A 1,235-nucleotide genomic window follows, 5' to 3' on the forward strand; every position below is an offset into this window, starting at 1 on the left:
GCCTCCTTCTGCCAATTCTCCTTTTGCCTTCTAATCTCACTTAAGTGAACATGTCCAACTCTCTCCAAAATCCCCCTAAATGCACCTCCAGCTTCTATCGCTTGTAATTGTCGCGGATCTCCTACCAGCACCACTTTTGCATTGTGCAAAACTGCTTCATCTATAATACGCCCTAAAGCCCTACTACCAAGCATACCTGCCTCATCCACAACTATAATGTCGTTTTTTTTAACTCTTTCTCTATCGTTGTCCCAATTCGTCAGCCTGTTAGCAACCGTATAACTCTTAATCCCACTCGCACTCTCTAAACCCTCCGCCGCTATACCCGATAATGTCATCCCTACCACATTATACCCCTCCCTCTCCCACACCTCCCTAGCTGCACACAACATATAGCTCTTTCCCGTACCCGCGTACCCTACAATGCACGATATATCCCTGTCACCCGTCGTGTGGTAAAATGCTTCTTCCTGGTTCTCAGAGAATCCATATTTCTTAGATATACTCTCTCGCATCTCCAAATCTACCGTGTGAAAGCTCTTTCTCTCCAATCCTTCAGCTTGCCTCACCATACGGTATTCTATCTCCAACATCTCCTTCGATGTGTATCTCTCCCGTCCCTTTTCGTCTTCCCCCAATTTTACCATCAATTTAGATGACTTAACCTGCTCGTATACCATCCCAAACTGCTCCAGATCTACCGTGTGGGTGTTTATAAATTTCGCTAAATCCACAAGTGTAAATGTAGAAGTGTACTTCGTGAGCGCGTCCAGCGCTATGCCAGGATTCGCGTATATTGCATCACCATTCCTCCTTGCTATGTCCTCGTGCTCCAAGACCTTCTTCGTAAAACGCTCCTGAGCATTAACACTACCCTTCTTGTTTTGCGGCTCTAAATCTATCCCCCTATCCTTGTTGCTCCTATGATCTATCCTAATATCAAAATCAGCCTTCGCTAAATTCCTGTTGGCCTCATTCGCCCATTCCTCCCTCCATCCTATATACAAGCTCCTTCTATTCCATTCCGTGTTCTTCTGACCGAACCCATCCTCATCTACAGTTCTTGTCGTTAACATTAAATGAACGTGAGGCTGCTCATCACCAGACCCTCTGTGAATACACATGTCAGCAACCATACCAAGCGCAACAAAATTAGTCGCAATAAACTCACGAGCTAGTGCTATATTTTCTTCATCCGATAATTCAGACGGTAAAGAAAAAGAAATATCACGAGC

Annotated in this window: 1 protein-coding gene; it reads right to left on the reverse strand. The window is 44.9% G+C overall.

The genetic code is table 11. From position 1 onward, the window contains the following. The coding region (locus EDM53_RS04925; RefSeq protein WP_165379658.1) for an AAA family ATPase at window positions 1–1,235 on the reverse strand (1,235 nt) is incomplete at both ends.

This window comes from Rickettsiales endosymbiont of Peranema trichophorum (assembly GCF_004210275.1).
In the GTDB taxonomy this organism is placed as follows: domain Bacteria; phylum Pseudomonadota; class Alphaproteobacteria; order Rickettsiales; family Midichloriaceae; genus RICK02.